This is a genomic window from Rhodococcus sp. EPR-134 (genome assembly GCF_001647205.1).
Taxonomy (GTDB): Bacteria; Actinomycetota; Actinomycetes; order Mycobacteriales; family Mycobacteriaceae; genus Rhodococcus_F; species Rhodococcus_F qingshengii.
The window spans coordinates 1-4,472 of sequence record NZ_LVCT01000006.1 but is presented as its reverse complement, the minus strand read 5'-3'; the positions used below and the strand labels follow the sequence as shown (position 1 = coordinate 4,472).

The following is a 4,472-nucleotide window of genomic DNA, read 5'->3' as shown; positions in this document are numbered from 1 at the left end:
GACCACCGATCGCATCGCCACGACGCTGTTGCCTACGCACGAGGTTTCCCGCGCCCGGCCTGGGAAGGTCGGACCCGACGTCGATCTGAGAATGTCTTTTCTCGCGGAAGCAGACAAGGCGACTCTGGTCGCCACGTTGGGCAAGCTCGTCACCGCATATCGGGAGTGGATCAGCGAGCTGGAAGGGTCGGTGAAGGCCGGCAAGACGAACATTCCTGAATCGCTCGATGGCACCGCAGACGTTCACTTCGAGAATGCGCGCGAGGCCGCGAATCGCATCGAAGCGGGAATCAAGCTGCTCGACAAAGATTCCGAGGTTCTCCGGGCATTTCGCCTGGCAAACTCTGCAATGCAAACCCAGCGTGCCCGACAGGTCTGGGTTCGTGCCGATGCCACTGGTCCTGTCGGTGACGGAATTGATCAAAGTTGGTATCCGTTTCAGATCGCGTTCATCCTGCTCAATCTCCCTAGCATCTCCGACCGAGAGCACCCGGAGCGCGGCGTCGCGGATTTGCTGTGGTTCCCTACCGGTGGCGGAAAAACCGAAGCGTACCTGGGACTGGTTGCGTTCATCGTTCTCCTGAGGAGAATTCGCGATGACACCGCTATTGGCGTAGCTGTAATCATGCGGTACACCTTGCGGCTGCTGACAATTCAGCAGTTCGAACGCGCGACGATGTTGATGTGCGCTCTCGAACGAATTCGAATTACAGACGGCAGCTTGGGCGCGAGACCGTTCTCGATCGGCTTGTGGGTAGGTCGGGGGGGAACACCGAATACGCTCCTCGAGGCAAAGAAATCGTTGCGGTCTCTGCGATCGGAAACCGAGATCACCGAGGCGAATCCGGTCCAGCTGACGCAGTGCCCTTGGTGTGGAAAGACTCTCGATCACACGAAATATTCGGTCGTTGCCAGTCCTGAGCCGAAGCTCGTTATCGCTTGTCGCAACAATGCATGCGACTTTGCGGCCGGACTGCCGGTTTATGTTGTGGATGAGGACATTTACGAATATCGACCCGAGCTGATTCTCGGCACGGTAGACAAGTTCGCCATGATGGCCTGGCGTTCCGATGTCGGAAAGCTCTTCGCGCGAGACGGAGTTGGTAGCCCGCCTGATCTGATCATCCAAGACGAGCTCCATCTGATATCCGGACCTTTGGGGTCGATGGTCGGTCTGTACGAGACGGCAGTGGATGTCGCGTGTTCGGTTCCTGGGGAGGATGGAGCGCCCGGATCAAGACCTAAGATCATCGCGTCGACGGCCACCATCCGTCGGTCTGATGAGCAGATAAAGATGGTCTTCGACCGGGAGTCGCGCCAATTCCCACCCCCAGGAATTGATCCCGATCAGTCGTTCTTTGCTGAGCCGGCGCCGCGCGACACCGCAGGAACTCGAATGTACGTAGGCGTGATGAGTCCGGGCACGAGCCACGCGACTCTCCTCGTGAGGACGTATGGTGCGTTGCTGCAGGCAGCGCAGGACATCGAGTCCGAGGACTCCACTCGGGATCCCTACTGGACACTCTTGGGATACTTCAACAGTTTGCGAGTACTCGGCAGTGCCATGCTGCAGGTCGAAGGAGACGTTCGTGAGCGACTGGGCGTCGTATCCAGGCGTGGCGGCACTGAGGCGCGCCGGCTGGAGTCTGCGAATGAGTTGACCAGCCGCGTTTCGTCAGCGGAAATCCCCAGGCGGCTCAAGAGTCTGGAGCGGAAATACGATTCGGGGACCGCCGATGACATCGTTCTGGCCACGAACATGATCTCGGTCGGGTTGGACATCGATCGGCTCGGGTTGATGACTGTCATGGGACAACCTCAGTCGAGCTCCGAGTACATCCAAGCTACAAGTCGCGTGGGTAGGAAGTATCCCGGGTTGGTTGTCACGATCTTCAACTCCGCTCGTTCGCGAGATCGGTCGCATTTCGAGAATTTTGTTCCGTTTCACCAGGCCCTCTACCGTGCCGTAGAAGCTACGAGCGCTACTCCATTCGCTGCGCGTGCGCGAGATCGAGGGCTGCACGGGGTCTTTGTATCCCTCGCGCGGATGATGATCGGTCCGATGTCGGGCGAAGGGGGCGCGCATGCTGCGCCTGCGCATGAGGAAGAGCTTCGAAACTTGATCTCCATCATCGAACGACGGGTGGAAGCGACATCGAGCGACGAGAGCGAAGACACCGTGGAGCAGTTGAACGAAATGCTCAAGGTATGGATCGAGGAGGCGAAGTCCCGCGATTCCATGAAGTACCAGGATCGCAAGAATTCGATGGACGCGCTTCTGGTCGAGCCCTCGTCTGCACTCACTGATGACAACATCGAATACACCCAAACCGAGACGCCCTGGCCCACTTTGATGAGTTTGCGCGATGTCGACGCGGAGAGCGCCCTGTACACGATCCGAATGAGGAGCCAGTCATGACAGTCGCGAAAGCTCGCCGTACTCAGCTGCTGAGTACGTACGGCGTCGGGAGTCTGTTCCCCTCGGAGACAACGAGTTACATGATTGCCGGTATTCATGAGTGGAAGGCGCGTGATGCGGACCTCATCAGTGAACCGCGTCTTGCGCGAAGTCTCGGAGTGTCTGAGCTGAAAGCTCCCCCAGCAGGATCGAAGCGCAAGCGCGACATACCGGTGATTCGATTTCCCATCACACAGGTCTGCCCGTCGTGCAGGCGAATCGATTCCATTGGAAAGTTGTCCAACGATCGAGAAGTTGCTCGCTGTTCGTGTGAGAAGCGAACGGAACTGAGCCCGTTCCGTCTGGTTATTGCCTGTACGCGTGGGCATATCGACGAATTCCCCTACTTCCGATGGCTTCATCAGGGCCAAGATGGCGGATCGGAGCACACGATGCACCTGCGCGCCCAGGGCCGGACTTCGTCGCTCGCCGACCTGGAATTGACCTGTACCTGTGGTGTGCAACCCAGGACCCTCGACGGTTCAGCTGGTCCGATGGCACTGGCCGAGTTCGGTAAGTGTGCCGGTCGTCGCCCATGGCTGGGGCCCGACGAGTCCCAGCACTGCGAAGAGACACCTCGGGCTGTTCAGCGTGGTGCGTCCAACGTCTGGTTGCCTGCCGTCAGATCGGCAATTTCGATCCCACCGTATTCTCAAGCACTTGCCAAGTTTGTCGACCGCCATTGGGTTTCGCTCCGCGATCCTGAGGCGGTAACGCCCGCGCTTTTGCGTAGTCTGGCGGGGCACTCTCGCCGATTTTCAGTAGAGCAGCTCGAGGCCGAGCTGGATCGACGCAGAGGCGAAGCGCTCGACGACCTGCTTACCGAGGAGGGGCTCCGTCGTCAGGAATATGCCGCTCTTGTCGAAGGCCGCGAACAAGAGAGCCTCGACGATGATTTTGTGTGCCTGGAAAGAGATGTGCCCGTCGACTTCGAGCACTTGATTTCCGACGTTCGCAAGGTGACTCGGTTGCGGGAAGTACGCGCGCTCTATGGCTTTACCAGGCTTGATGACAACGAAGAGAATCTGTGCGCATTGTCGCCGGACAAGACGCACTGGCTGCCCGCGATCGAGGTGATCGGCGAGGGCATCTTTATTGCTTTTCATCGAGATGCCCTGGAAGACTGGGCACAAGAGAGTTTTCCGGTCGAACGGTGGAGCTTGTTCAAGAAGGTTGCCGGTCCCGCGTTGCAGCGACCCGACGAACGAGCTGTGACGGGTCTGATTCGTGTTGCACTTCATACGTTTGCGCATGTGGTGATCGACCAATTGTCGCTTGAAGCAGGGTATCCGGCGGCGTCACTGCGAGAGCGGCTCTATGTTGACGATACGGGCATGGCTGGTGTGTTGATCTACACCGCAAGTTCCGATTCCGCAGGCAGCCTCGGTGGAGTGGCATCGCAGGCAGAAACCGAACGGCTGGGCCCAGCTCTCGCAGAGGGTTTGGCTCGAATGTCCTGGTGTTCAGCCGATCCCGTCTGCATCGAATCTCAGGGTGCGGGCGCCGATGCGATGAATCTGGCTGCGTGCCACGCTTGCGTTCTGTTGCCGGAAACCTCATGCGAGTTGGGAAACCGGTATCTTGACCGAGCCTTGCTTTTCGGAACGCCAGAGGACGGTCATGAAGATCGCGGATTGTTCAGCGAGGCCCTGGAGTCGATCTGAGGACTGGATCAGCGGAATGCGTTGTCGCGCGTGCTCGTAGCACGGACGCGCTCGACAATGCGTTCCCTGACCTTGCCGGCCGTCTTCCACTTCATCGAGCGCTTGTCGGGATCCAACCCGTATTGGTGCAGGATGTCTCGGAGTTGTTCGAGATCCAGACCACCCAGTTCCTTGCGCAGTCCATCTTCCCCGTCGCTGCGAAAAGCTGCGAAGGGATCAAGGACTGCTGGTGCCCTTGGTGTGCTGACTCTTCGGGCTTTGGTTTCCGTTCGAATGGTCCGCGAGGCGCTAGGGCGGGCATCCCCAACGGCAATATGTTCTGCGACGAGTTTACCCATTGTCAGCACAAT

The 4,472-nt window shown here is 58.7% G+C and carries 2 protein-coding genes and 1 pseudogene; 2 read left to right on the top strand and 1 reads right to left on the bottom strand.

From position 1 onward, the window contains the following. Both A2J01_RS00290 and drmB read left to right on the top strand, forming a co-directional pair. On the top strand, positions 1-2,419 hold a 2,419-nt coding region (locus A2J01_RS00290), incomplete at its 5' end, for a helicase-related protein (RefSeq protein WP_064111386.1). Then, positions 2,416-4,122, top strand: a complete 1,707-nt coding sequence (gene drmB / locus A2J01_RS00285) for a DUF1998 domain-containing protein (RefSeq protein ID WP_054187892.1) — start codon at positions 2,416-2,418, stop codon at positions 4,120-4,122. The genes A2J01_RS00290 and drmB, both read left to right, overlap by 4 nt. Before the next feature lie 8 nt (positions 4,123-4,130). Here drmB and A2J01_RS36185 read toward each other — a convergent pair. Beyond that, a pseudogene (locus A2J01_RS36185) lies at positions 4,131-4,472 on the bottom strand (hypothetical protein); the annotation flags it as partial.